The organism is Pseudomonas sp. TE31087 (assembly GCF_057284075.1).
Window position 1 is genome coordinate 3475001 of the sequence record NZ_JBXVNN010000001.1, and the last position, 24949, is coordinate 3499949.

Genomic DNA, 24949 nt, shown 5'->3' on the forward strand with positions numbered 1-24949 from the left:
AGGCCGCCCTCCCCCGTCCGACCAATCGTGGAACACGCCGCCACACCGGGGGAATACGCAGCACCAGAAGGATGATCCCAATAGCGGCATACACCGCCCATTCCTTCAGGTCCGAGCGCACGATCCACAGGAAGTGCAAAAGCCCCAACCCGAGAATCACATAGACCAGCCGGTGCAGCTTCTTCCACCGTGCGCCAAGGCGTCGCTGGCTATACCGGTTGGAGGTGACCGCCAGCGCCAGCAGACCAAGAAAACCCAAGGCACCGACAATAATGTAGGGCCGCTTGCGTAGCTCGACGCCGAACTGCCCCCAATCCAGCCCCAGGATGAACACCATGTACGCCGTCATGTGCAGCACTATATAAGCAAAGCACCACAGCCCCAGCTGGCGCCGCACCACGATCCACCCCGACCACCCCGTCAGCCGCTGCAGCGGCGTCATGCTCAGGGTAATCAAGAGAAAGATCAGCGCCCCCTGCCCAAGACGGTCCACCATGATCTTGCCCGGATCAGGACCAAGCAGCCCCATGGCCGCCTCGTACAGCCACCACACGGGGAACAGGCAACCAGTCACGAAGATCGCCAGGCGCAGCCAGGGATAACGCATCAGTAATTCTTCCGCAGGTCGAGGCCGGTATAGAGCGAAGCCACTTCATCGGCATAGCCGTTGAACATCAAAGTATCGCGCACATTGGGACTGAACAGCCCGCTGGGCAGGCGGCGCTCCCGGGCCTGGGTCCAACGTGGGTGGTCGACCATCGGGTTGACGTTGGCATAGAAGCCGTACTCGTCCGGCGCCAGCCCCTGCCAGGTGGTCTGCGGCTGCTCCGCCACCAGGCTGATGCGCACGATCGACTTGATGCTCTTGAATCCGTACTTCCATGGCACCACCAGGCGCAGCGGCGCGCCATTCTGGTTGGCCAGCTCACGGCCATACATGCCCACCGCCAGAATCGCCAGCGGGTTCATCGCCTCGTCCAGGCGCAAGCCCTCCACATACGGCCAGTCGATCAGGGCAAAGCCGGACCGCTGGCCGGGCATGCTCTTCGGGTCTTCCAGGGTTTCGAAACGGATATAGCGCGCTTTCGAGGTTGGCTCGACCTGCTTTAGCACCTGAGCCAAGGGGAAGCCCAACCAGGGAATCACCATCGACCAAGCCTCCACGCAGCGCAGGCGGTAGATCCGCTCCTCGAGCTGGTAAGGCTTGACGAAGTCCTCCAGCGCATAGCGCCCGGGCTTGGCCACCTCGCCATCCACCACCAGGCTCCAGGGCTCAGTCTTCAGGCTGCCGGCATTGGCCGCCGGATCGCCCTTGTCGGGCCCGAACTCGTAGAAGTTGTTGTAGTGGGTGGCGTCCTTGAACGGCGTGATCGTCTCACCGCTGACGGTAACCGCCTGCCAGCGCGTGGCGCCGAGCTTATCGGTGAACCAGCCCGGCGCGCTGCCCGCCTCGACATCGGCATAGCGGGAAACCTCCGCCGCGGCGCCCAACCGGGGCAAAGCACCCAGGGCTGCACCTGCAAGACTGGCGCCCAGCAGCTTGCGACGGGAGAGGTAGAAATCTTCGGGGGTGATCTCGGACGACTTGCAGTCGCTGGATCGGGGAAGCTTGATGAGCATGGCGGCTCCACAGTACGGGTCACTGATGTACACGTAAGACTATGGAGCCGGCAGGTTATTCCGCGATTAAATCCTTGTCAGGATTTACGACGGCGCGCCCGCAACAGGAACTGGATCGGCCCCGACGCGGCATAGGCGAGGAAGATCAGCAGCAGGATGCGCGGCGGGTCGCTGAACACCACGGCGAACACCAGCACCACGGCCAGGATCGCGACAAAGGGCACGCGGCCCTTGAGGTCGAGTTCCTTGAAGCTGTTGTACTTGATGTTGCTGACCATCAGCATGCCCGCGGCTGCCACCAGCAGCGCCACCAGGAACGACAGCTTGGAGCCCTGGATGCCGTAGTCGCTGAACGCCCAGACGGTACCGGCCACCACGCCGGCCGCCGCCGGGCTGGCCAGGCCGATGAAGTAACGCTTGTCGGCGGTGCCGACCTGGGTATTGAAGCGTGCCAGGCGCAGCGCAGCGCCAGCCACATAGATGAAGGCGACCATCCAGCCGACCTTGCCCATGTCGCCCAGGGCCCAGCCGAACGCCAGCAACGCCGGCGCCACGCCGAAGGCGACCATGTCCGACAGCGAGTCGTACTCGGCACCGAAGGCACTTTGCGTATTGGTCATGCGCGCCACGCGGCCGTCGAGGCCGTCGAGGACCATGGCGACGAAGATCGCGATGGCGGCGAAGGCGAAATACTTGCTCGCCTCCCGTGGATCACCCGCGCTCAGGGCGCTCTGCGCGCTCATCGAGCTGATGATGGAATAGAAGCCGGCGAACAGGTTCGCGGTGGTGAACAGGTTGGGCAGCAGATAGATACCGCGGTGACGCACCTTGCGCCCTTCGGCGTCGTGACCTTCTTCAACGTGCTCATCGACAGGTAGCAGGCTTTCGGCGTCGGAGGGCTTGTTCGGCTCTTCGGGACGTTCGCTCATGAAAAGTACCTTGCAACAGGGTGGAATATGTTCGACATGGGCTCGGCAAAACCGTTCTAACAGCGAGCCACTGGTCGCTTTATACCAGAAGCTGACCGCGCAAACGAAAAAACGCGGCCGAAGCCGCGTTTTTCATTTATCGACGCAAGACTCAGTTCTTGGTCTTGTCGACGATCTTGTTGGCCGAGATCCACGGCATCATCGAACGCAGTTGCTCGCCGATGATTTCGATGCCGTGGGCGGCGTTGTTGCGGCGCTTGGCGGTCATCGAAGGATAGTTGGTGGCGCCTTCGCTGATGAACATCTTCGCGTACTCGCCGTCCTGGATGCGCTTGAGGGCATTGCGCATGGCCTTGCGGGATTCTTCGTTGATGACTTCAGGGCCGGTGACGTACTCACCGTACTCGGCGTTGTTGGAGATCGAGTAGTTCATGTTGGCGATACCGCCTTCGTACATGAGGTCGACGATCAGCTTCAGCTCGTGCAGGCACTCGAAGTAGGCCATTTCCGGGGCGTAGCCCGCTTCGACCAGGGTTTCGAAACCGGCCTTGACCAGCTCGACGGTACCGCCGCACAGAACGGCCTGCTCACCGAACAGGTCGGTTTCGGTCTCGTCCTTGAAGGTGGTTTCGATGATGCCGGTACGGCCGCCACCGACGCCAGCGGCGTAGGACAGGGCGACGTTCTTGGCGTTGCCCGAGGCGTCCTGGTAGATGGCGATCAGGTCAGGGATACCACCGCCCTTGACGAACTCGGAGCGCACGGTGTGGCCCGGAGCCTTCGGCGCGATCATGATCACGTCGAGGTCGGCACGCGGAACGACCTGGTTGTAGTGGATCGAGAAGCCGTGGGAGAAGGCCAGGGTGGCGCCCTTCTTGATGTTCGGCTCGATCTCGTTCTTGTACAGCTGGCCCTGGAATTCGTCCGGGGTGAGGATCATGACCAGGTCGGCAGCGGCGACGGCGGTAGCCACGTCAGCCACTTTCAGGCCGTGGGCTTCTGCCTTGGCAACGGTAGCCGAACCTTTACGCAGACCGACGGTAACGTCCACACCGGAGTCCTTCAGGTTGCACGCCTGGGCGTGACCTTGCGAACCGTAACCGATGATGGCGACTTTCTTGCCCTGGATGATGGAAAGGTCGCAGTCTTTATCGTAGAAAACTTTCATGAAATACCCCTGTTATATCTCGGCCCCAGCGGAGCCATCGCTAGTTTTTGAAGTTAGATGCTGAGCACTTTGTCGCCACGGGCAATGCCGGTGACGCCACTGCGCACGGTTTCGAGAATCGATGCGGTGCCGATGGCCTGGATGAAGCTGTCCAGCTTGTCGCTGGTGCCACTCAGTTGCACGGTGTACACGCTGGCGGTCACGTCGACGATCTGGCCACGGAAGATATCCGTGGTGCGCTTGATTTCGGCGCGCTGGGCACCGGTGGCCTTGACCTTGACCAGCATCAGCTCGCGCTCGATGTGGGCGCTTTCCGACAGGTCGACAAGCTTGACCACTTCGACCAGCTTGTTCAGGTTCTTGGTGATCTGCTCGATCACCTCGTCATGGCCAACGGTGGTCAGCGTCAGACGCGACAGGGTCGGGTCTTCGGTCGGTGCCACGGTCAGGCTTTCAATGTTGTAGTTGCGCTGGGAGAACAGGCCGACCACGCGAGACAAGGCACCGGGTTCGTTTTCCAGCAGCAAAGAGATGATGTGCCGCATATCAGGTACGCTCCGTCTTGCTCAGCCACATGTCACGCATCGAGCCGTCCTTGATCTGCATCGGATAGACGTGCTCGGTCCGGTCGACCGCGATGTCGATGAACACCAGGCGGTCCTTCATCGCGAAAGCCTCTTCCAGTTTCGGCTTGAGGTCTTTCAGGCTGGTGATGCGGATGCCCACATGGCCATAGGCCTCGGCCAGCTTGACGAAGTCCGGCAGCGACTCGACGTAGGAGTGCGAGTGGCGACCGTTGTAGGCCATGTCCTGCCATTGGCGGACCATGCCCAGCACACCGTTGTTCAGGTTGACGATCTTCACAGGCAGGCCGTACTGCATGCAGGTGGACAGCTCCTGGATGTTCATCTGGATGCTGCCTTCACCGGTAACGCAGGCCACGTCCTGGTCGGGGAAGTTGAGCTTGACGCCCATGGCCGCCGGGAAACCGAAGCCCATGGTGCCCAGGCCGCCGGAGTTGATCCAGCGGTTGGGTTTGTTGAAGCGGTAGTACTGTGCCGCGAACATCTGGTGCTGGCCCACGTCGGAGGTGACGAAGGCATCGCCGTTGGTCACTTCGCACAGGGTCTCGATCACCTGTTGCGGTTTGATGAGGTTGCCGTCGCCCTTGTCGTAGGGGAACAGCGCACCGTCGCCGCGCCATTCGTCGATCTGCTTCCACCAGGCATCCAGCGCCGCCTTGTCAGGCTGCTCGCCGATTTCCTTGAGGATGGTGAGCATCTCGCTCAACACGCTCTCGACCGGGCCGACGATCGGCACGTCGGCCTTGATCATCTTGGAGATCGACGCTGGGTCGATGTCGATGTGAATGATCTTGGCGTTCGGGCAGAACTTGGCCGGGCCGTTGACCACGCGGTCGTCGAAACGCGCACCGACGGCGAAGATCACGTCGGCGTGGTGCATGGCCATGTTGGCGGTATAGCTGCCGTGCATGCCGAGCATGCCGAGGAACTGGCGATCGGTGCCCGGGAAGCCACCGAGGCCCATCAGGGTGTTGGTGACCGGCAGGTTCAGCGTCTTGGCGATTTCGGTGAGGGCTTCGGAGCCGCCGCCGAGGATCACGCCACCGCCGGAGTAGACGATCGGGCGCTTGGCCGCCAGGAGCATCTCGGCCGCCTTGCGGATCTGCCCGGAGTGACCACGAACAGCCGGGCTATACGAACGCAGCTTGACCTTTTTCGGGTAGATGTACTCGAACTTCTCGGCCGGGTTGGTCATATCTTTTGGAATGTCGACCACTACCGGGCCGGGACGGCCGGACTGCGCAAGATAGAAGGCTTTTTTCAGGACTTCGGGGATTTCCGAAGCGTGCTTGATCATGAAGCTGTGCTTCACGATCGGCCGGGAGATACCGATCATGTCGGTTTCCTGGAACGCGTCGGTGCCGACCATGGTGCTGGGCACCTGGCCAGACAGGATGACCATCGGAATGGAATCCATGTAGGCGGTGGCAATGCCGGTGATGGCATTGGTCGCGCCCGGGCCGGAAGTCACCAGTACCACGCCGGCCTTGCCGGTGGCACGGGCGTAACCGTCCGCCATATGGGTGGCAGCCTGCTCGTGGCGGACCAGGATGTGCTGGACTTCCGGTTCCTTGAACAGGGCATCGTAAACATGAAGGAGAGCACCACCAGGGTACCCGTAGATGTGCTTAACGCCTTCGTCACGCAAGAAGCGGACGACCATCTCAGCGCCAGATAAAAGCTCCACGTTGTTCACCTCTAAAACGCCAGAATACCGCCCTCACTGAGCGGGTCTTAATAGGTTTACTGCCAAGCAGAGCATGAGCGAACGTCAGCACTGACTGAGCAAGTATTGGGAGTGCCCTGGTGTGTTGCGGGCCTTCCCACCCAGCGCGAGGTAACGCGTTGCGGGGTGTTACAAGTCGGCGCGGGTGTGCGCCTCATGATCTGCTTAGCGGGTCTGCTTCTGGCAGTCCCTCTACAGCGGAATCTGGATTCTTGTGATTCGGCGCGCACAAGTCAAGAAAAATTATTGCCAATTTTTCCGCAAGATGAATTGCTGCAACCACTAAAAAGGTGCCCAGCAGCAGATTTAAGAAGATTTCCATAAAAAAGGGCCACAATCTGCGGCCCTTGATGGAAAAAGAGAAGAAATCAGGCGGAGGGGCTGATCAATTGGTCGAATTCTGCCAACAGGCGCCGTAGCTCGCGGCTTTGTTCCGGACGGTCGACAAACACCGTCTCGGCCATCACCAGGATGCCCGAGGCATTGGGCAGCGGGTGGCCGTGCTCGAGAATGAGCGTCATCCGCGGCAGGAAGATCCACTGCAGCCACTGTTCGAAGGCCATGCTGTCGACGGCGAACGGCACCACGCTGGCCAGCGCCTCGGCGCTGGGTGCGGCATCACTCCACCAGCCCTGGACCTTGAGCTCGCGCTCGATCAGCAGCAGATGGTCGGCGATATCGAGAATGCGCTGTTCCATCACAGGTTGACCCGCGCCTTCTGCCGCGCCAGGGCCGCGCCGGCACTGTCACCCTGCTTCTCGCGGGCCTGGGCGATGGTGTTCCACAGCTGCGCCTGCAGGTCGGGGCGACCATTGGCGTAGGTCAGGGCGCGCCGCGCCAGTTGCTCGGACTGCGCGGCGTCGCCCTGCGACAGGCGCACCTGGGCCAGGCGGAACAGCACCTGCGGCTCACGCGGGGCAATGCGCTGGGCACGCTCCAGGCTCGACGCGGCGCCGTTGAAGTCGCCACTGCCCTGCTGCTGCTGGGCGGTGGTCAGCAGCGCCAGCACCGGGCCGTCGAGCTGTTCGTCGGCGGACAGGCCGCCGCCGGAGACGTTGCCCCGCGGAATCCCGGTGGGCGCGCTGGTGACCGGCGCCGGATTGCTCATCGAGGCGATGTCGAAGGGCTCGTCGGCGATCGGGTTGGGGTTGGTGCTGATCGGGCCGCTGCTGACCGGACCCGGGGTGATCGGCCCAGTGCTGATCGGTGCCGGGCCGGTACCTGCCGGGAACGACTGGATCGGCGCGCCGCCGGTCCCTTGCGGGATCATCACGGTGACGCCGGAGTCTTCCGGCAACGACCGGGCCTGGCTGCTGCCGCCGCTGGTCGGATAGGCCGACGTGCGGTTGGCCGAGACGCGCTCGCTGTTGGAGACCCGGGTGCTCGAATCGACCACCGGAATGTTGCCACGCGGGACGCTGGCACAGCCGTGCAGCACGGTCACTGCCGCCACGGCAGGAATCCACCACTTGTTCACTTCACACCCTCTTCAGAAGCTCGCGCTCAATTCATCCAGCCCTTGACCCAGTCCATCACCTCTTCGGCCGGGTTCTGCTCGCCACCACAGGTGGCGCCAGCGGGTGGTTCACTGCCACGAATATACGGCATCTGCACCGCTCCCGGACAGCTGCCGTCGGAACCCTGGCCGCTGTAAGGATCGATCCAGGCCTGCACCACGTTGTCCGGCTGCGGCATGTCCAGCGGCAGCGGGTCGGCCTTCTTCATGAAGCTGGTCCACACCTGCAGCGCGCCGGTGGCACCGGTGAACGGCGTCTTGCCGTTGTCGTCGCGGCCCAGCCAGACCACCGCCAGCAAGTCCTGGCTGAAGCCGGAGAACCAGCTGTCGCGCGAGTCGTTGCTGGTACCGGTCTTGCCCGCCAGGGTCAGCGAGCTTGGTAGCACGCTGTACACCGAGCGGCCGGTGCCTTCGCGCATCACCCGCTGCATGGCGTTCTGCACCAGGTAGATCGAACCCGGGTCGAAGGTCTGCTGGATCTGGAACGGGTAGCGCTTGAGCGGCTCGCCTTCGGCGGTGAGCACGCTGCGGATACCGCGCATCGGCGTGTTGAAGCCGCCGTTGGCGATGGTCTGGTACATGGTCGCGACCTGCATCGGCGACATGCCGCCGGCGCCCAGCAGCATCGACGGGAATGCCGGCCAGTCAACCTGTACGCCGAGCCGACCGATGGTCTTGATCACGTTGGGCACGCCCACTTCCAGGCCGAGCTTGGCGGTCGACAGGTTGTAGGAGTTGGCCAGGCCCTGGTACAGGTAGATGGTGCCGTGCGGGCGGCGATCGTAGTTCTGCGGGCGCCACACCTGGCCGTCGGCACCCTTGACCGAGAACGGCTCGTCCTGCACCCAGCTGGTCAGGGTGAACTTGCTCGGTTGCTCCAGCGCGGTCAGGTAGACCGCCGGCTTGACCAGCGAGCCGATCGGCCGCACGGCGTCGATGGCGCGGTTGAAGCCGGCGAAGCCCGACTGGCGGCTGCCGATCAGCGCCTGCACCTCACCGGTTTCGGGGTTGGTGACGACCATCGCCGACTCCACTTCGTCGGCGCCCTTGCGCCCGGCCAGGCGCTTGAAGGTCTCGCTCATGGCGGTCTCGGCCTTCATCTGCAGGATCGGGTCGAAACTGGTGAAGATGCGCAGGCCTTCTTCGGTCAGGTCTTCGTCGCGGTAATCCTGGCGCAGCTGGCGCTTGACCAGGTCGAGGAAGGCCGGGAACGAGCTGTCGGCCAGGCTGCCGCGCTTGGTCACGCCCAGCGGCATCTTCTTCGCTGCATCGACCACCTCCTGGGTGGCCACGCCCTGCTCGGCGAGCAGGTCGAGCACCAGGTTGCGCCGTTGCAGGGCGCGCTCGGGGTGACGGCGTGGGTTGTAGTAGGACGGGCCCTTGACCATGCCCACCAGCAAGGCGATCTGGTGCAGCTTGAGTTCCTGCAGCGGCTGGCTGAAGAAGAACTGGCTGGCAAGGCCGAAGCCGTGCACCGCGCGCTGGCCGTCCTGGCCGATGAACACTTCGTTCAGATAGGCCTCGAGGATTTCACGCTTGTCATAGTGCACTTCCAGCAGCACCGACATCATCGCTTCGGTCAGCTTGCGACTGAGACTGCGCTCGTTGGTGAGGAAGAAGTTCTTCACCAACTGCTGGGTCAGGGTACTGCCGCCCTGGCGCATGGCGCCCGAAGAGGTGTTGACCCAGACGGCCCGGGCAATGGACTTGGGCGACACGCCGAAATGGCTGTAGAAGTCGCGGTCTTCGGTGGCGATCAGGGTTTCCACCAGGTACGGCGGCACCTGGTCGATCTTGATCAGGATGCGGTCTTCGAGGTTCTTCGGGTAGATGCCGCCGATCATCAACGGCTCGAGGCGCACCACGTCGAGCTTGCCGCCATTGGCGCCGCTGAGGCCCGCGACATAGTCGCCGGAGAAGCGCACGCGCACGAACTGCGCCGGCTCCATGCCCTCGTAGAACTGGAAACCACGGGTGTTGAGGTCGACGTTGTTGCCATTGACCGACGCGGCGCCCGGGCCATTGGCCACGCCTTCCCGGCGATAGCCCAGGGCATCGAGTTCGGTGAGGAAGTCGTTCTTGCTCAGCTTCTGGCCGACGAACAGCTCCAGCGGCCGGGCATACACCTTGGCCGGGATGGTCCAGCGCTTGCCGGAGAACTTCTCCTGGACGGTCGCATCGAGGTAAACCGCGAAGCCGGCGATCACCACCAGGCCGACCAGGCTGAGCTTGAGCGCCCAGCCCAGCCAGGCGCGGGCGCGGCCGGTCGGGCGTTTTTTAGAGGTGCGGGAATTTCGGGTACGTGTCATGGCGGCGGATTATACGCACTTTGGAAAAGGGGGGCAGACGCCTACGGCGGTTTGCAGGGACGGCACCATTGACCATAATGTCCGATTCGAATTCCCTGACCCCTGAAGGATGATCCGTGAGCCAAGCCCTGATCAGCGCGCTGCAGAACCCCGCCCTCTATCCGCACCCTGTCGCGGGCTTCCAGCTCATCGAGACGCATATCTCCTGGGTTCTGCTCACCGGCGAGTACGCCTACAAGATCAAGAAGCCGATGAACTTCGGCTTCCTCGACTTCACCGGCCTCGACCAGCGCGGGCATTTTTGTAACGAAGAGCTGCGGCTGAACCAGCGCCTGACCGAAGGCCTGTACCTGGAAGTGCTGCCGATCACCGGCAGCGTCGAGGCCCCGCAGATCGGCGGCGAAGGCCCGGCGATCGAGTACGCGCTGAAGATGCGCCAGTTCCCTCAGGACCAGATGCTCAGCACCCTGCAGGCCAACGGCGAGCTGAACGCCGGTCACATCGACCAGATGGCCCGGCAGATCGCCGAGTTCCACCTGCAGGCGCCGAAAGTGCCAGTCGACCATCCGTTGGGCACCCCGGACGCGGTCATGGCGCCGGTGGAGCAGAACTTCGAGCAGATCCGCCCGTTCCTGACCGACAAGGCCGACCTGCAGCAACTGGACAACCTGCAGGCCTGGGCCCAGGACAGCTTCAAGCGCCTGCATGGTCTGCTCGAGGCGCGCAAGGCCGATGGTTTCATCCGTGAGTGCCACGGCGATATCCACCTGGGCAACGCCACCCTGATCGACGGCAAGGTGGTGATCTTCGACTGCATCGAGTTCAACGAGCCGTTCCGCCTGACCGACGTCTACGCCGACGTCGGCTTCCTGGCCATGGACCTCGAGGACCGCGGCCTGAAGTGCCTGTCGCGACGCTTCATCAGCCAATACCTGGAGCTGACCGGTGACTACGAAGGTCTGGAGCTGCTGAACTTCTACAAGGCCTACCGCGCCCTGGTGCGGGCCAAGGTCGCGCTGTTCAGCCTGTCGCCCGACGCCGACGGCGTGCAGCGCGCCACCACCCTGCGCACCTACCGCAACTACGCCAACCTGGCCGAAAGCTACAGCGCCATTCCCTCGCGCCTGCTGGCCATTACCGAGGGCGTCTCGGCGGTGGGCAAGAGCCACGTGGCCATGCGCCTGGTCGAAGCGCTGGGCGCAATCCGGGTGCGTTCGGATGTCGAGCGCAAGCGCCTGTTCGGCAAGCAATCGGCAGACAACGCCGGCCAGCTCGAGGCAGGCATCTACGACAAGGAGGCCAGCGTTGCCACCTACAAGCGCCTGCATGAGCTGGCGGCGATCATCCTGCGCGCCGGCTTCCCGGTGGTGCTCGACGCCACCTACCTCAAGCAGCAGCAGCGCAAGGCGGCGGCGGACGTGGCCAACAAGACCGGCGCGCCATTCCTGATTCTCGACTGCCAGGCCCCCGACGCGGTGATCGCCAGCTGGCTGGCCCAGCGCCAGGCCGAAGCCATCGACCCTTCGGACGCCACCCTGGAAGTGATCCAGGCGCAGCAAGCCAGCCGCGACCCGCTGGATGCCGAGGAGCAGAAGCACAGCAAGCGCGTGAACACCCAGGAAAGCGCCAGCATGGACCAACTGATCGAGCAGATCCGCCAGCACCTGCCCGGCCTTTGACCCGCAAGGCGTGAAGCAGTCGACAGTTCACGCCTGAAGTCCGGCGCCCCTCCAGTGATGTCATTACAATATCATCACACCCCACGGAGGAGGCGCCGCCATGAATCAGCCCCGTCAGCTGGACAACGTCCTGTACTCGATGATCCGCGACGAGAAGATCGCGGCGTTCAACCGCGAAAAACCCAGCGATTCGACTATCGACTTTCGAGGCGGTGATTTCCGCGGCCTGGACCTGCGCGACCTGGACGTGCGCGGCATCGACTTCACCGACGCGTACTTTCGCGCCGCCGACCTGCGCGGGCTCGACCTGCGCGAGAACGGCCTGGAGGGCGCGAGCCTCGCCCATGCGCAGATCTCCGGGACCTACTTCCCGGCCGAACTCAGCGCCGACGAAATCCTGATGTCGGTGAAGTTCGGGACGCGGATGCGTTATCGCAGCGCTCGCTAGACCGTGCCTCAGGGCAACTGTCTTCTTTAGGAATCCCGTCCTCCCAGGGATAGGGGCGCGGAGCGCTCCTACTCCTGATATGCCTGCAAATGGCCAGCCTGATCGAATGGCTGATGTCATAGATTTAGGACTGCCTGGATCGACAAGGGTATTGATCTGCTTGCGGATAACCCTCCTGACGCACGATGAGAGTTCCCAGGAATCCCTTTAGCTGTAACAAAACGCTGCCAAATCAGGCCCAAATGGACAGTTAGAGAAACGTCCTACACGGATTTGGGAAGCCCTGTTACCCATCGAGAACCCGTTCCTCGCTAGTGTTTCTGCTCTGCGTAACCGTCGCTCGCAACTGTCCGACGATCCAGAGCAGATATCGCCTATCCAGATGCTCGATGCGGCGGTATGTGCAGCCAACCTGCCACATTCCGGAAAACGCCCATGACCCTCAGCAAGCGAATCGCCCACGTCATCGCCGAATCCGTCCTGCCCCACGACCAGTGCCAGGCCTGCGAACGCAAGGGCCTGCCCATCCTGCCCCTGCGCCGGGCCCTGGTCCCGGACCTGCGCCCGGCCTACCGTCACCCCCTGGCCGGCGGCGATCAGGTCGCCACCCGCATGGGTCTGCGCACCCTGCGCACCGGCTACCTGTATGTCCTGCTCGACCAGCGCATCTGGTACGCCTACGAAGTCACCGACGAGGCCCACCTGCGCCGCTTCAACCCCCTCGAGCCGCCACCCGCACCACCGCGTCTGCTCGCCCGCCAGTGCCTGGGCGAAAACCACGACATCCCCTCTTCCTTCCTCACCGTCGACACCGAGGCCTTCTCCACCGCCTGGATCGCCTTCAGCAGCGACGCCTGGCCGCCCAGCGTGCTGAATGCCTATCGCAACGCCAAGACCCCTCCCGATCGCTTCCAGGTGCTGGACCTCGCCCTCGCCCGCAGCGACCCCGCCCAGGTGGGCATGGCCATGACCCTCAGCGAGCTGCAGGTGGACCGCGAGGTCTTCGAGTACAACCAGCAACTGCCCGGCGCCTTCGACAGTGTCCATGGCTTTCACAGCCGCCTGCTGCGCCAGACCGCTACCCGCGGCTACCTGATCAACGCCATTGCCCGCCACCAGCTCGAACACGGCGTGCTCGCCCTGGTGCTCGACGACACCGTCGGCCTGGTCCAGGAGTACAACCACCAGCGCCTCAACTGGATCGCCCGGCGCCAGCAATGGCGCGAGGACCCGCTGCGCGCCTATCAGCTGCAGACCTCGCAGATCCTGCTGACCCTGCGCGCCATGCAATGGCCCTGGGCCGAGCAGCAGACCCCGTCCTTCGAGCCCCACAGCGGCGATGGCCCGCCGGTGTTCGTCGACCCGCAGGTCGAGCGCCAGCGCGAGGTCGAACGGCGCGCTCGGGACGGCGTCGCCCGGCTCGAGGAGCGCTACCACGAGCCCCTACGCGCAGGCTTCCAGGCCGAGTACGAGCGCCAGGAAGCCGAGTACCAGCGCTACATCGACCTGAACACCCAGGCCTACACCCAACTCTGCGACAGCAGCCTGTTCCACGCCATCGAGGAACACGACTACGACGGCGACGACCGCGAGTCCGGCATCGCCTACAGCAAGAGCATGGCCCTGTGCCTGGCTGGCGGCGTTACCGAGGCCCCCGACGCGGACGGCGAAGCCCGCGCCCCTGCCCCGGGCAGCAGCGCGGCGCTGTGGCAGCGCTGGCTGCAGGATCCCAACAGCCCGCCCTACCGCGCCGTGCTCCTGCGCGACCGGGCCCTGCTCGCCGCGCTGCTGCCCAGTTTCTCCACCACCGATCCCACCGACTGGGGCGACAGCGAGAAACTCTACGGGGCGCTGAGCAAGATCATCGCCAGTGACGATGCCGGCTTGAACCTGCGCGACACCCTGCGCCAGGCCATCGCCGAGACGCAAGGCGCGATCAATGGCGCCAGCCTGCGCCTGAAGCCCCTGCTGCCGCCCGGCGTGCAGCGCGCCGTGATGCGCCTGAACAGCGCCAGCCAGTGGCTGTACAACGGCGTGCAACTGATCGAGCTGCAGGTGCAGATGAAGCTCAGCGAGTACTACGCCCTGCAGAGTGCCCACCTGCGCGAGCTGCAGCACAAGGCCAGCGCGCAGACCGCCAAGGCCCGCGAACGCATGCTCCTGGGCCTGCGCGAATTTGATGCCGAGGTGAGCGCGTCCAGGCGCTGGGTGCGGCCGGTCATCCAGCACGGGCTACTGAGCCTGGCGGTGCTCGACCCGAAGCTGGCGCACAGCGTCATCACCGTCAGCGTCTGGGTCGAGGGCACCGCCGACGTGCTGCAGGAGCGCCTGGCCCAGGAAGCCGGTCTGCGCGTCAACCAGCTCAGCGCCGCCGCGCAGATCAGCCTGGTCAACCTCTCGGTCGCTGCGGGAACCCTCGACGCCAGCGCCCGCCAACTGCTCCACGGCATGCGCATCACCGCGAAACAGGCGGCGCAGCTGGTGCGCACCAGCTTCACCGGCGTGCGCGGCGTGGCGGGCAGCTGGGAGCTCCTGCTGGCCCTAGGCGGCTTGTACCTGACCCACGACAGCCTGGCGAAGAATCTGGAAAAGGCGGAAATCGAGATCGGCGAGAAATCGAGGGAAGCGGTGATGGCGTTGCATGGGTCCAAGCTGGCGATCCTAGGTGGCGGGATCGAGACGCTGGGCTTGATCATCAGGACCGGCGCCACGCAGATCAACACCAGGATACCCATGACACCTGCGGGGACGGCACGGATGGCCACAGTCATAGAAATGGGGCGGGCAACGGTCAGGGTAGGTGCCGTCATGGGGGCCGTGGCCGGGATTTACGATACGGCACAGGCAGTGTTTGCCTTGAAGCGAACATGGAAAGGCGGGGATAAAACAGCCGCATCAGCTTACACCTTTGCAGCAGCCACATCAGGTGTAGGAGTAATTTATTCAACAATAGCAGTTTTCAATGCTTCATTAATGGGCCCTTTAGGGATAGCGATTATCCTCGCTGCAGCCTCCTATGGCATGATCAAACTGGCGGAAAGCAAGGAGTCGAGTTCTATAGAGCGTTGGGCAATACGTTGTCATTTCGGCAAAGCCAATGAAAGCCCTGCCATTCACTGGGAATATCCCGAACATGCGGATATCGCCTTTGCAGAGTTAAACGCCGCTACATTAGGTGTTGAAGCTGGCGTAAAATTCGAAACCCAAAGAGCCGACCCCACGCTCACGGCTAAAATCGGATGGATTGCCCAAGCGGCCACCGAGCAAAAGCTGACATTCAAGATCCTCCTCCCCAACATTGATGCCTCCAGCTACAGCTATCACTGGTCCCTGACCGCTCACCGACATGGCGATGGGGTTCCGTCCAACTACACGAGCGGCGAGATCATCGCGACAGGGTCCCATGAGGTTTTACATCCATTGCCAACCTCGCAGAAAAAACCCTCGTCGCGCCCCTCTCGCAAAGTGAAAGACTACAGAACAGATACCCTCAGCCAAAAAACCAGCAAAAAATCTGCCGTGGTGCACTCCGGTGGATCCACTACCACCGAGTTCATAACCGGCCACATAGAACTCACTCCAAGCCTTGGCAGGCACAGCATACAGGCTGCAACTTTAAACGTGACTTACTGGCCAGACCGAAACTCTCCTGAGGCCTATGCACACTTAGAAATCCAGGCGATCAACGAATGACTAAAACCAATGAATACCTACCTCGCCATCCTCTGGGCTGGAAATGCGACCTGCCTCTCCCCAATGAAAAGCCCATACAAAAGACTAACGCAGCCTTACTACCACCCACACCAAACAAAATAAATGACACCTACATAGAAATCCCTAGATCCACTCACAAAATAAGAGGAGTATTTATCATTGGAGGCACACTATGCTTCCTAATTACGCTATTACCAATCGCAGTTCTTGCAGCAACGATAATAGCCGGAAGCATAAAAGCCGCAGCAGACATAATCACAATAGCAATTGTCACACTAGCAGGCATATATTGGGCAACTATATTCTTTGTCCGCATGGATATCGAACTTCCACGCGACGAACCAATCCGCTTCAACCGACTCAGGCAAAAAGTCTATTTTTATGAATTTCGATTTGATCGCATCCACATATTCAGCAGAAAGAAATGGGGGGTGCGACCCGTAGCCTACGACTGGCAAGACCTCATCGCCGAAGCCTGTAGTGTCTACGCCCCCATGGGCAATGGTGGAGTCGTCGAGAAAGTCCTTATCGCAGTCCGCAAGCCAGGTACCGATGAAATCATCGACCGTCTTTTCTTCACCCATAACATCGAGGATGGAAAGCGATACTGGGAGATCATCAGACTGTTCATGCAACAGGGCCCCGACGCCCTTCCCACCTTTGTCCGCCCGCCCCGCGATTGGGACAATGACTTCGAACTCACCCCCATTCGCCGATTGGCCCCCAGGGTGCAATGGCCGGAAGCGATAGACCGTGAGTCCCGTACCGGTCCAACTCCTGAAGAACCAACATGAAGCCGGTCGCAGACCGCACAGTGCAGGATCGACAAGAAACTGAACGCACGCGATACCTGCCTGCTGGGGCATGGATGGCGCGACAACTTCTGCAAGCTAACTGTTAGGCTCTGAGCGGCTTACCATCAAATTCACTGCGATGCGTCCGCAAGTAGGCTCGCGCTTTACGCCCCATCAATACGCTCAGTAAGCCCAGGTTTGCAGATGCAAAAGGGCATCCCGTCGCCGACAGATGGCAAAAGGCCGCGTTATTCACAACCCCCGCTACACTCCTCATTGACCTGCTCGCGATTTATCCCCACGACCCGTTCAGCCATCGCAAGGAGGCTCGATGAACGATGAATTGCAGCATCTGAAAAACCTTGGCAAGACCTCCGCGCAATGGCTGCACGCCGTCGGTATCCACAGTGCTTCGGACCTGCGCCGGCTCGGCGCGGTGGGTGCCTATCAAGCCGTGAGAACGCGAGGATTCCGGGCTTCGAAGGTGTTGTTGTACGCCATCGAGGGGGCCCTGCTGGACATGCACTGGAACGACCTGCCGGCCGAACGCAAGCAGGCGCTGAACCAACAGCTCGACGCGAAGTGCCCGGCACAGAAAAACGAAAAATAATTCGCAAAAGGCATTGACGTCGAAATGAGAATCGTTATGATTATCACAACTGGTCGCGAGACCGGTTGGGTAACCTGAATGCTCCCTGGTTCGGACGCTCAGATTATCTCCTCATCAGGCTAATCACGGTTATTGACCCGGCACTTTGCCGGGTCTTTTTTTGCCCGCGATTCAGTGCGCCTTGCGCAGTTGGGCGCAGTAGTCCTGCTCCGGCGTCGCCGGGGTGTACCAGACGAAGTCGGCCATGCCCGGCTCGACCGTCTCCCCCACTTCCGTCAGCAACAGCACCTTGCCCTCGGCCTTGGCGTCGAGGTCGGCCAGATGCAGGGGCACGCCCAGGTCCTTGCGCGCATGGTAGCTGCCGGTGAACAGCAGCGCCGGTTGCGGCGCGGCCAGCAGCCGCTCGGCGATGCGTCGGTCGCGCTGCTGCTGCACCGCCAACATCGCCGGCAGTTGGTTTTCCGGCAGCAGGTTGCAGTGGCCGGCGCGCACCTGTGCCAGCAACGCCTGTACCACGGCCGGCGCATTGGAGCGTTCACCCGGTGGTGTCACGGGCTGACGATAGGCCTGGCGGACTTCCTCCGGCGACAGGTTCGCGGCCAGCAACGGGTAAGGTTGGCCCAGGGCCTCGCGGATGATCGGCCCGTACAGCGCCCAGTCCCAGCCAGGTTGCCAGTCGAGGGCCTTGGGCAGGTCGGCTGCCGGCAACACCTTGCCCTTCTGCGCATCGACCAGGGCCTGCTGCCGTGGCTCGAGCATTTCCAGTAGCAGGCTGCCCTGGGGGCGGCGGCTCTCCAGGGCGCGCAGCAACCAGAGCTGCAGGCGATGGTGGTCGGGGTTGTCGTGCTTTTCACCCACCAGTACCCGTGGCGCATCGGCCAGGCGCTGGACCAGCTGCCCGGGGCTCAAGGCCTGGCCGCTGGACAATTCGATGATCCGCCCCAACTGGACGTTGTCGCGGCCCTCGGTACCCTGCCAGGCCGGCACGGGTGGCAGGCTCGCCTGGCAACCTCCCAGCGCCAGCGCCAGGCAGATGGACAGGCCGGACAGCACAGGATGGCGCATGGTGAAAGGCTCCTAGCGAGTGATGATCAGCGGGTGGCCGCGCTCCGGGTGCGGCTGGACCAGGACATCGATACCGAACACTGCCCGCAGCGCCGCTGGCGTCAATACCTGTTGCGGCGTGTCCAGGGCATGGCAGCGGCCCTGCTCCAGCAGCAGGATATGGTCACAGTAGCGCGCCGCCAGGTTCAGGTCATGCAGGATCACCAGCACCGCCGCACCACGGTCGGCGAAGCTGCGCACCGCCTGCAGCGTGGTGTGCTGGTGCAGCGGGTCGAGCGCGGAGGTGGGCTCGTCGAGCAGCAGCGTGGTACCCGGCTCGCCGGGCCACAGCTGGGCCAGCACCCGTGCCAGGTGCACGCGCTGGCGTTCGCCGCCGGACAGCGCCAGGTAGCTGCGCTCGACCAGGTGCCCCGCATCCGCCGCCGCCAGCGCCGCCTCGACGATCTCCCGGTCACGCTGACGGCCACTGGCATGAGGTAGGCGACCGAGGCCGACCACCTCCTCGACACTGAACGCGAAGCCCAGGCTGGACACCTGCGGCAACACTGCCAGCCGGCGGGCCCGTTCCTGGCCCGACCAGCCCTCCAGACCGCGGCCATCGAGCTGCACCTGCCCGGCGCTGGGCGCCAGTTCGCCACACAGGGCACCGAGCAGGCTGCTCTTGCCAGCGCCGTTGGGCCCGAGCACGCCGAGGACCTGCCCGGGCCGCAGCGTCAGGTTGATGTCGTGCAGCACCAGGCTGCCACCGCGCTTGAGAGAGAGCCCTTGGACGTCGAGCATCAGCTGCGCACCTTCACCAGCAGGAACAGGAAGAATGGCGCCCCGATGAACGCGGTGACGATGCCGATCGGCAACTCCGCCGGGGCCAGGGCCAGGCGCGCAATCAGGTCGGCAAACAGCAGCAGGGTACCGCCTGCCAACAGCGACGCCGGCAGCAGCACCCGGTGATCCGGCCCTGCCACCAACCGCACCAGGTGCGGCACCACCAGGCCGATGAAACCGATCAGGCCAGCGGCGGCGACTGCCGCCCCCACACCCAGCGCCGTGCAGAACACCAGTTCGCGCTTGAGCGCTTCGACCTCGATACCCAGGTGACGGGCTTCCGACTCGCCCAGCAGCAGCGCGTTGAGTGCCTGTGCCCGGCGCGGCAGCCACAGGGCCACGGCCGCCGCCACCAGCAGCAGGGGCCATAGCCGCTCATAGCTGGCGCCGTTGAGGCTGCCCAAGTTCCAGAACGTCAGGGTGCGCAGGGTGGCGTCGTCGGCCAGGTAGGTGAACAGGCCCACCGCCGAGCCGCCCAGCGCGGTCATGGCGATACCGGCCAAGAGCATGGTGGCCACATTGGTCTGCCCGTCACGCCGCCCCAGGCGGTAGACCATCGCCGTCACGCCCAGCCCACCGACGAAGGCGCAGAGCGACAGCAGGTAAGGCGCGAACCAGTCGGCAATGCCCCCCAGCCAACTGCCGCCGACGATTGCCACCGCCGCGCCCAGGGCAGCGCCACTGGCGACGCCGACCAGGCCCGGATCGGCCAGCGGGTTGCGGAACAGCCCCTGCATCGCCACGCCGGACAACGCCAGCACGGCACCGACCGCCAGCCCCAACAGAGTGCGCGGCAAGCGGATCTGGCCGAGGATCATCTCGGCCTGCTCCAGGCCCTCGCCGGATACCGGCAAGCCGATCAGGCGCAAACCGGCGCGCAGGGTGTCGAGCAACGGCAGGCTGACCGGGCCCAGCGCCAGCGATAGCCAGACCGCGAGCAGGCACAGCAGCGCCAGGGTAATGAACAAGGTACGTGGTCGAATCCGCTGCCTCATGGGTTGAAGCTGGCCTTGGCGGCAGGGTAGAAGCTGGCGGCCAGCTCATGCAGGGTGGCGGGCAGGCGCGGGCCCAGGCCGCCGACCAGCAGCGTCGGGTCGAGCGACAGCAGGCGTTTGTCGCGCACCGCGCGCGAAGTCGCCAGGGCCGGGTTTTCCTTGATCAGCGCCTGCAGGGCCTGCTCGCCGCTGAGGGCCCGGTCGGAGAACACCACCACGTCCGGATTCAGCGCGGCGAGGGCCTCCACCGAGAAGTTCTTGTAGCCCTGGTGATTGGCGAGGTTGCGCCCTCCCGCCTGGCGCAGCACCCAGTCCCCGGCGGTGCCCTGCCCGGCGATCATCGGCTTGGCGCCGGCATGGCCGACCAGCAGCAGGACACCGGGCGCCTTGTGCCCGGCCTGGGCCTGCTCGACCTGCTTGTGCAGCGCCTCCAGTTGCCGGCGATAGTCCGCCGCCAGCGCCTCGGCCTTCTGCTCGTCACCCAGCAACGCTCCCAAATGCTTGAGGTTCTCGTCCACCGCGCCGACCTCGGCCTTGCTGGAGAACAGCTCGACCCGCACCCCGGCCTTGCGGATCTGCGCCAGCACCGGCGGTGGTCCCATCTCCTCGGTACCCACCAGCACATCGGGGCGCAGGCTGAGGATGCCCTCGGCCGACAACTGGCGCTGGTAACCGATGCTGGGCAGCGCCTTGAGCGACTCGGGGTGCTGGCTGGTGGTGTCGACACCGACCAGCCGCTGCTCGCCGCCCAGGGCGCTGATCCACTCGCTCAGGGCGCCACCGGCGCTGACCCAGCGCTGCGGCAGCTCGGCGGCCATGGTTTGGGCGGACAGGGCAAGACCGGCGCACAGGGCAATCAAGGCAGCGGGACGGCGCATCATCGGATTCCTTTGCAGAGGGCGGGCAGCACACCTTGTGGCGGGCGGCACAAGTGCGCACCATAGACAGCCTGGCGCGACGAATGCGGGCAATTTGATAATTATTCGCATTGAAGCGTCAAGCCATCCCTTTGTCACACGGCTTAACCGGAAACTCCGCTGCAATGCATTTTCTCTGCGCCTCCAACGACCTCGCCGAGGGCCACAGCCGCGCCTTCAGCGTAGCCGGCGTGCCGCTGTTCGGCGTGCGCCGCCAGGGCAAGGTCCACCTCTACCGCAACCGCTGCCCGCACCGGGGCATCCCGCTGAACTGGGCAGCGGACAACTTTCTCGACGACAGCGCGAGCCTGATCCAGTGCGCCCATCACGGGGCCCAGTTCCTGATAGAAAGCGGCGAATGCATCACTGGCCCCTGCGCGGGCGAATGGCTGGAGGCCCTGGACTGCCGGGAAGACAGCCAGGGCATCTGGCTCACGGAGTGAGCAGCACCGGCAGCGAACGGTCGATGACCAGTTGCTGCGCATCCAGCCGGGTGCCGTAGGCCAGTACCTCGACCCCTTGCGCCACGGCGGCGCGCAGGGCCTGGGCATAGGCGGCGTCGATCTCCTCGGCAGGGCGCACGGCCTCGATACCGGTCAGGTTCACGCAATACAGCTGCACCGCGCGGATACCCTGGCGCGCCAGGGTGGCCAGCTCGCGCAGGTGCTTGGCGCCGCGCTGGGTGACGGCGTCGGGGAAGGCCGCCACCGACGTGTCGGGGTAACCCAGGGTTACGCTCTTGACCTCGACATAGGCCTGGGTGCCGTCGGCATACTCCAGATAAAAGTCGATCCGGCTGCGCTCCTCGCCATAGGCCACCTCACGCTTGAGCGTGGTGAAGCCAGTCAGTTCGCTGATCACCCCGGCGCGCAGCGCCTCTTCCACCAAGGTGTTGGCACGCCCGGTATTGACGCAGGCCAGCCGGCCCTGGGGCGTTTCGCTGATCTCCCAGGTACCGGGTAACTTGCGCTTGGGGTCGTTGGAGCGGCTGAACCACACCTGCCCGCCCTCGCGCATGCAGTTGAGCATTGAGCCGGTGTTGGGGCAATGAATGGTGATCTGCTCACCACTGGCCAGCTCGATGTCGGCCAGGAAGCGTTTATAGCGGCGCAGCAGGCGCGCCTGTTCCAGGGGCGGAAACTGCATCGGTCAGCCCTGCCAGCTCTGCAGGCCACGGGCGATGCGCTGTACCGCCTCTTCCAGGCGCGGCAGGCTCTGGGTATAGGCGAAACGCACATGGTGACTGGCCTGGTGCCGGCCGAAGTCCAGACCCGGGGTGAATGCCAGGTGCTCGGTTTCCAGGAAATGCCGGCAGAACGCGAAGGCATCGCCGCCGAACGCGCTGATATCGGCATACAGATAGAAGGCCCCCTGCGGCTCCACGGCGATGCCGAAGCCCAGCCCGCGCAATGCCGGCAACAGATAGTCGCGGCGACGGGCGAACTCGGCGCGGCGCTCTTCGAGGATGGCCAGGGTTTGCGGCTCGAAGCACGCCAGCGCGGCGTGCTGGGCCATGCTCGGGGCACTGATGTAGAGGTTCTGCGCCAGCTTTTCCAGGTCTGCCACCGCCGACGGCGGGGCCACCAGCCAACCCAGGCGCCAGCCGGTCATGCCGAAATATTTGGAAAAACTGTTCAGGACGAATGCCTCATCGTCCACTTCCAGCACGCTCGGCGCATCCATGCCGTAGGTGAGGCCGTGGTAGATCTCGTCCACCACCAGATGCCCGTGACGCTCGCGGGTGGCCCTGGAAAGGCTGGCCAGCTCGTCGCGGTCGAGCACGGTGCCGGTCGGGTTGGCCGGTGAGGCGACCAGGGCGCCGACAGTGTCCTTGTCCCAATGACGCTCGACCAGATCGGCGGTCAGCTGATAATTGACGTCCGGGCCCACCGGCACCAACTGCGCGCCACCTTCGACCAGGCGCAGGAAATGCCGGTTGCACGGATACCCCGGGTCGGCCAGCAGCCAATGCTTGCCCGGATCGACCAGCAGGCTGCTGGCCAGCAGCAGGGCGCCGGAGCCGCCCGGGGTGATGAGCACGCGCTCCGGATCGAGGTCCACACCGTAACGCTGGCCATAGAACCCGGCAATCGCCTCGCGCAGTTGCGGCAGGCCACGGGCCGCCGTGTAGCGGGTGTGCCCGGCGGCCAGGGCGGCCTGGCCTGCGGCGACGATCGGCGCGGCGGTGGTGAAGTCCGGCTCGCCGATCTCGAGGTGGATCACGTCGTGGCCCGCGGCCTGCAGCTTGTTGGCACGGGCCAGCAGGGCCATGACGTGGAAGGGTTCGATGGCGCGACTGCGCGCACTGTGTGGCTGAGCCATGGGCCTTCTCTCAATTGGGTCTAAACTGGTGATTCTACCTGTGCACGCCAACGAACGCTCCGGTCAAGCCGCTGTCAAAAGCAGGCATAGGGCGGGGTAGCGCACCCCGGATCTATCTGGTAAGTTCGGCGGCTCGCAGTCGCAGGGCCGGCGGGCGCCGGAGATGGAAGCAAGCCTGCGCATTGGATCAGATGAGTGAGAGGCGGTCTATTCATGTCCACCCTAGAAAAGCAAAAAGCCAGTCAATCGCTTTATGGCGTCCAGCCATACCAGGTAGCCAAGGGTGAAGAATACATGGGTGCCCCGATGAGGGCCCACTTCACCAAACTCCTGAACGGCTGGAAGCAGGAGCTCATGGTCAGTGTCGACAAGACCATGGACCACATGAAGGACGAAGCGGCCAATTTCCCCGATCCTGCTGACCGTGCCAGCCAGGAAGAAGAGTTTGCTCTGGAGCTGCGTAACCGAGACCGCGAGCGCAAGCTGATCAAGAAGATCGACAAGACCCTGCAACTGATCCAGGACGAAGAGTACGGCTGGTGTGACGCATGTGGTGTTGAAATTGGCGTGCGTCGTCTCGAAGCCCGCCCAACCGCAGACTTGTGCTTCGACTGCAAGGAGCTTGCAGAGAAGAAGGAAAAGACTGTCGGTAAAGGCTGATCCCGGACCCTCGCAGACGGGGCGTATCGGTTGTGGAAGCGGGCTTGACCGCTTTCTACGACGGGTACGCCCCGTCTTCATTTATATAGCTGTGCAATCCATGAACGACTCCCGCTACATCGGCCGCTTCGCCCCCACTCCCAGTGGCTTCCTGCACTTCGGCTCGCTGGTCGCCGCCCTCGCCTCCTGGCTCGACGCCCGCGCCGTGAACGGTCGCTGGCTACTGCGCATGGAAGACACCGATCCGCCCCGGGAGATGCCCGGCGCCCGTGACGCGATCCTGCAGACGCTGGAGCGCTACGGGCTGGAGTGGGACGGCGAGGTGGTGTTCCAGAGCCAGCGCCACGATGCCTATGCCGCGGTGGTCGACCGCCTGTTCAACATGGGCCTGGCCTATGCCTGCACCTGCTCGCGCAAGCAGCTGGAAGGGCACAACGGCATCTACCCAGGCTTTTGCCGCAACGCCGGGCACGCCCGCGAAGGCGCGGCGATCCGCCTGCGGGTGCCGGAGCTGATCTATCGATTCAGCGATCGGGTCCAGGGCACGTTCGAGCAGCACCTGGGCCGCGAGGTGGGCGACTTCGTCATCCAGCGTCGCGACGGGCTGTATGCCTACCAGCTGGCGGTGGTGCTGGACGATGCCTGGCAGGGGGTTACCGATATCGTGCGCGGCGCCGACCTGCTGGACAACACGCCGCGCCAGCTGTACCTGCAGGAGTTGCTGGGGTTCTCGCAGCCGCATTACCTGCACATTCCATTGATCGTACAGCCGGACGGGCACAAGCTGGGCAAGTCGTACCGCTCGCCACCGCTGGAGGCGGACCAGGCGACGCCGTTGCTGCTGCGTGCCCTGCGGGCATTGGGGCAGCAGGCCGATCCGGCACTGGCGGGGGCCAGCCCGGCCGAGGTGCTGGCGGTGGCGCGGCAGCAGTGGCGGCCGGAGAATATTGCCCGGCAAATGACAGTGCCCGAAGCTGAATTGCGCTGATGCCCTGGTTCGACCGGCCAACGCGATCCCTGTAGGAGCGGCCTTGTGCCGCGATGGGCTGCAAAGCAGCCCCGGCAATATCT

At 63.9% G+C, this 24949-nt stretch carries 23 protein-coding genes (1 of these 23 only partly in view); 8 read left to right on the top strand and 15 right to left on the bottom strand.

Going from position 1 to position 24949, the window contains the following annotated elements; all coding sequences use genetic code 11:
• The 9 genes from msrQ to mrcB form a co-directional block, all read right to left on the bottom strand.
• Positions 1-607, bottom strand: the 5' portion of a protein-coding gene (gene msrQ, locus ACZ899_RS15660; protein WP_234563021.1) for a protein-methionine-sulfoxide reductase heme-binding subunit MsrQ. 2 nt of this gene lie to the left of the window's left edge; only the first 607 of its 609 coding nucleotides appear in the window; it begins with the start codon at positions 605-607; the stop codon is cut by the window's left edge — 1 of its three bases falls inside, at position 1.
• Entirely contained in the window at positions 607-1620 is a 1014-nt protein-coding gene (gene msrP, locus ACZ899_RS15665; protein ID WP_234563020.1) for a protein-methionine-sulfoxide reductase catalytic subunit MsrP, read from the bottom strand. Before msrP ends, msrQ begins: the two co-directional genes overlap by 1 nt.
• Positions 1621-1697: 77 nt before the next feature.
• Positions 1698-2549 (bottom strand): CDP-diacylglycerol--serine O-phosphatidyltransferase, encoded by an 852-nt coding sequence (gene pssA, locus ACZ899_RS15670; protein WP_028691215.1) that lies wholly within the window; start codon positions 2547-2549, stop codon positions 1698-1700.
• Between the two features lie 151 nt (positions 2550-2700).
• Complete coding sequence (ilvC, locus tag ACZ899_RS15675; protein ID WP_027917653.1) at positions 2701-3717, bottom strand: ketol-acid reductoisomerase; 1017 nt, start codon at positions 3715-3717, stop codon at positions 2701-2703.
• 53 nt (positions 3718-3770) lie between these two features.
• Complete coding sequence (ilvN, locus tag ACZ899_RS15680) at positions 3771-4262, bottom strand: acetolactate synthase small subunit (protein WP_003250040.1); 492 nt, start codon at positions 4260-4262, stop codon at positions 3771-3773.
• Position 4263: 1 nt separating this feature from the next.
• Entirely contained in the window at positions 4264-5988 is a 1725-nt protein-coding gene (locus ACZ899_RS15685; protein ID WP_232857782.1) for an acetolactate synthase 3 large subunit, read from the bottom strand.
• 407 nt (positions 5989-6395) lie between these two features.
• Positions 6396-6728: a YqcC family protein gene (locus ACZ899_RS15690; protein WP_203648060.1), complete on the bottom strand. Its 333-nt coding sequence runs from the start codon at positions 6726-6728 to the stop codon at positions 6396-6398.
• A complete protein-coding gene (locus tag ACZ899_RS15695; RefSeq protein WP_050706955.1) occupies positions 6725-7504 on the bottom strand; it encodes a tetratricopeptide repeat protein in 780 nt (259 codons plus the stop codon). The genes ACZ899_RS15690 and ACZ899_RS15695 overlap by 4 nt, the downstream gene beginning before the upstream one ends.
• Before the next feature lie 26 nt (positions 7505-7530).
• Positions 7531-9852: a penicillin-binding protein 1B gene (mrcB, locus tag ACZ899_RS15700; protein WP_203648062.1), complete on the bottom strand. Its 2322-nt coding sequence runs from the start codon at positions 9850-9852 to the stop codon at positions 7531-7533.
• 116 nt (positions 9853-9968) lie between these two features.
• Here mrcB and ACZ899_RS15705 point away from each other — a divergent pair, with 116 nt between their 5' ends.
• The 5 genes from ACZ899_RS15705 (at position 9969) to ACZ899_RS15725 (ending at position 17097) form a co-directional block, all read left to right on the top strand.
• Positions 9969-11531, top strand: a complete 1563-nt coding sequence (locus ACZ899_RS15705) for a bifunctional aminoglycoside phosphotransferase/ATP-binding protein (RefSeq protein ID WP_234563019.1) — start codon at positions 9969-9971, stop codon at positions 11529-11531.
• Between the two features lie 100 nt (positions 11532-11631).
• A complete protein-coding gene (locus ACZ899_RS15710) occupies positions 11632-11979 on the top strand; it encodes a pentapeptide repeat-containing protein (protein WP_062572758.1) in 348 nt (115 codons plus the stop codon).
• 435 nt (positions 11980-12414) lie between these two features.
• Positions 12415-15672 carry a T6SS effector BTH_I2691 family protein gene (locus ACZ899_RS15715; RefSeq protein ID WP_485627631.1) on the top strand — a complete coding sequence of 1086 codons (3258 nt, stop codon included), beginning with the start codon at positions 12415-12417 and terminating at the stop codon, positions 15670-15672.
• Positions 15669-16487, top strand: coding sequence for a DUF6708 domain-containing protein (locus tag ACZ899_RS15720; RefSeq protein WP_326491843.1), 819 nt, complete (start codon positions 15669-15671; stop codon positions 16485-16487). The genes ACZ899_RS15715 and ACZ899_RS15720 overlap by 4 nt, the downstream gene beginning before the upstream one ends.
• Positions 16488-16818: 331 nt before the next feature.
• The gene (locus ACZ899_RS15725; protein WP_028691223.1) at positions 16819-17097 is read left to right on the top strand and encodes a TfoX/Sxy family protein; all 279 of its coding nucleotides are present in this window, start codon (positions 16819-16821) and stop codon (positions 17095-17097) included.
• Between the two features lie 171 nt (positions 17098-17268).
• On the opposite strand, the gene ACZ899_RS15730 is transcribed toward ACZ899_RS15725, so the two are convergent.
• From ACZ899_RS15730 to ACZ899_RS15745, 4 genes are read right to left on the bottom strand one after another with little or no spacing between them, the layout of a single operon-like run.
• Positions 17269-18162 (bottom strand): ChaN family lipoprotein, encoded by an 894-nt coding sequence (locus ACZ899_RS15730; protein ID WP_234560855.1) that lies wholly within the window; start codon positions 18160-18162, stop codon positions 17269-17271.
• Positions 18163-18174: 12 nt separating this feature from the next.
• Positions 18175-18942 carry a heme ABC transporter ATP-binding protein gene (locus tag ACZ899_RS15735; protein WP_234560856.1) on the bottom strand — a complete coding sequence of 256 codons (768 nt, stop codon included), beginning with the start codon at positions 18940-18942 and terminating at the stop codon, positions 18175-18177.
• Positions 18942-19925, bottom strand: coding sequence for a FecCD family ABC transporter permease (locus ACZ899_RS15740; protein ID WP_234560893.1), 984 nt, complete (start codon positions 19923-19925; stop codon positions 18942-18944). The genes ACZ899_RS15735 and ACZ899_RS15740 overlap by 1 nt, the downstream gene beginning before the upstream one ends.
• Positions 19926-19975: 50 nt before the next feature.
• Entirely contained in the window at positions 19976-20860 is an 885-nt protein-coding gene (locus ACZ899_RS15745) for a heme/hemin ABC transporter substrate-binding protein (protein ID WP_234560857.1), read from the bottom strand.
• A 161-nt stretch (positions 20861-21021) separates the two neighbouring features.
• On the opposite strand from ACZ899_RS15745, the gene ACZ899_RS15750 reads away from it, so the two are divergent.
• The gene (locus ACZ899_RS15750) at positions 21022-21339 is read left to right on the top strand and encodes a Rieske (2Fe-2S) protein (protein ID WP_203648068.1); all 318 of its coding nucleotides are present in this window, start codon (positions 21022-21024) and stop codon (positions 21337-21339) included.
• Here the strand turns inward: ACZ899_RS15750 and sfsA are convergent.
• Positions 21329-22042 carry a DNA/RNA nuclease SfsA gene (gene sfsA, locus ACZ899_RS15755; RefSeq protein WP_234560858.1) on the bottom strand — a complete coding sequence of 238 codons (714 nt, stop codon included), beginning with the start codon at positions 22040-22042 and terminating at the stop codon, positions 21329-21331. The genes ACZ899_RS15750 and sfsA overlap by 11 nt on opposite strands.
• 3 nt (positions 22043-22045) lie before the next feature.
• Positions 22046-23218, bottom strand: coding sequence for a pyridoxal phosphate-dependent aminotransferase (locus ACZ899_RS15760; protein WP_234560859.1), 1173 nt, complete (start codon positions 23216-23218; stop codon positions 22046-22048).
• A 213-nt stretch (positions 23219-23431) separates the two neighbouring features.
• On the opposite strand from ACZ899_RS15760, the gene dksA reads away from it, so the two are divergent.
• A complete protein-coding gene (gene dksA, locus ACZ899_RS15765; protein ID WP_110735134.1) occupies positions 23432-23878 on the top strand; it encodes an RNA polymerase-binding protein DksA in 447 nt (148 codons plus the stop codon).
• 100 nt (positions 23879-23978) lie between these two features.
• Complete coding sequence (gene gluQRS / locus ACZ899_RS15770; protein ID WP_234560860.1) at positions 23979-24866, top strand: tRNA glutamyl-Q(34) synthetase GluQRS; 888 nt, start codon at positions 23979-23981, stop codon at positions 24864-24866.
• Positions 24867-24949: the final 83 nt, after the last annotated feature.

Bases quoted from the DNA above. Each gene is read 5' to 3' on its own strand.
- msrP (WP_234563020.1), bottom strand. From the start codon at position 1,620: ATGCTCATCAAGCTTCCCCGATCCAGCGACTGCAAGTCGTCCGAGATC.
- pssA (WP_028691215.1), bottom strand. From the start codon at position 2,549: ATGAGCGAACGTCCCGAAGAGCCGAACAAGCCCTCCGACGCCGAAAGC.
- ilvC (WP_027917653.1), bottom strand. From the start codon at position 3,717: ATGAAAGTTTTCTACGATAAAGACTGCGACCTTTCCATCATCCAGGGC.
- ilvN (WP_003250040.1), bottom strand. From the start codon at position 4,262: ATGCGGCACATCATCTCTTTGCTGCTGGAAAACGAACCCGGTGCCTTG.
- mrcB (WP_203648062.1), bottom strand. From the start codon at position 9,852: ATGACACGTACCCGAAATTCCCGCACCTCTAAAAAACGCCCGACCGGC.
- ACZ899_RS15710 (WP_062572758.1), top strand. From the start codon at position 11,632: ATGAATCAGCCCCGTCAGCTGGACAACGTCCTGTACTCGATGATCCGC.
- ACZ899_RS15715 (WP_485627631.1), top strand. From the start codon at position 12,415: ATGACCCTCAGCAAGCGAATCGCCCACGTCATCGCCGAATCCGTCCTG.
- ACZ899_RS15720 (WP_326491843.1), top strand. From the start codon at position 15,669: ATGACTAAAACCAATGAATACCTACCTCGCCATCCTCTGGGCTGGAAA.
- ACZ899_RS15725 (WP_028691223.1), top strand. From the start codon at position 16,819: ATGAACGATGAATTGCAGCATCTGAAAAACCTTGGCAAGACCTCCGCG.
- ACZ899_RS15730 (WP_234560855.1), bottom strand. From the start codon at position 18,162: ATGCGCCATCCTGTGCTGTCCGGCCTGTCCATCTGCCTGGCGCTGGCG.
- ACZ899_RS15735 (WP_234560856.1), bottom strand. From the start codon at position 18,942: ATGCTCGACGTCCAAGGGCTCTCTCTCAAGCGCGGTGGCAGCCTGGTG.
- ACZ899_RS15745 (WP_234560857.1), bottom strand. From the start codon at position 20,860: ATGATGCGCCGTCCCGCTGCCTTGATTGCCCTGTGCGCCGGTCTTGCC.
- ACZ899_RS15750 (WP_203648068.1), top strand. From the start codon at position 21,022: ATGCATTTTCTCTGCGCCTCCAACGACCTCGCCGAGGGCCACAGCCGC.
- sfsA (WP_234560858.1), bottom strand. From the start codon at position 22,042: ATGCAGTTTCCGCCCCTGGAACAGGCGCGCCTGCTGCGCCGCTATAAA.
- ACZ899_RS15760 (WP_234560859.1), bottom strand. From the start codon at position 23,218: ATGGCTCAGCCACACAGTGCGCGCAGTCGCGCCATCGAACCCTTCCAC.
- dksA (WP_110735134.1), top strand. From the start codon at position 23,432: ATGTCCACCCTAGAAAAGCAAAAAGCCAGTCAATCGCTTTATGGCGTC.
- gluQRS (WP_234560860.1), top strand. From the start codon at position 23,979: ATGAACGACTCCCGCTACATCGGCCGCTTCGCCCCCACTCCCAGTGGC.